The following is a 508-nucleotide window of genomic DNA, read 5'->3' as shown; positions in this document are numbered from 1 at the left end:
TTCGCGCTCGGCTACAGCCACCCGATCACCTTCAAGGCCCCGGAGGGCATCTCGTTCACCGTCGAGGGCGTCAACAAGCTCTCGGTCAACGGCATCGACAAGCAGCAGGTCGGCGAGGTCGCCGCGAAGATCCGCAAGCTGCGCGCCCCCGAGCCCTACAAGGGCAAGGGCGTGCGGTACGCCGGCGAGCAGATCCGCCGCAAGGCCGGAAAGGCTGGTAAGTAACCATGGCTCTGAAGATCAAGGGCAAGTCCAAGGCCGCGGCCCGCAGCCGCCGCCACGTCCGGGTGCGCAAGCACCTGGCCGGCACGGCCGCGCGCCCGCGCCTGGTCGTCAACCGCTCCGCCCGCCACGTGTTCGTCCAGGTCGTCGACGACACCAAGGGTGTCACCGTCGCCTCGGCCTCCACCATGGAGGCCGACCTGCGCGGCGCCGACGCGGACAAGACCGCCAAGGCCAAGCGCGTGGGTGAGCTCGTGGCCGAGCGCGCCAAGGCCGCCGGTGTCGA

General features: G+C 70.3%; 2 protein-coding genes. Both read left to right on the top strand.

Annotation, left to right across the window (positions count from 1 at the left end):
* On the top strand, nt 1–225 hold a 225-nt coding region (rplF, locus tag RF637_RS13915; protein ID WP_368845141.1), incomplete at its 5' end, for a 50S ribosomal protein L6.
* 2 nt (nt 226–227) lie between these two features.
* On the top strand, nt 228–508 hold a 281-nt coding region (locus tag RF637_RS13910), incomplete at its 3' end, for a 50S ribosomal protein L18 (RefSeq protein WP_368845140.1).

Origin of the sequence: Kocuria sp. CPCC 204721 (assembly GCF_040980945.1) — a bacterium.
GTDB classification, from domain to species: domain Bacteria; phylum Actinomycetota; class Actinomycetes; order Actinomycetales; family Micrococcaceae; genus Kocuria; species Kocuria marina.
Note: the sequence above shows the minus strand (reverse complement) of the source record. Positions and strands in the feature narration are given on the sequence as shown.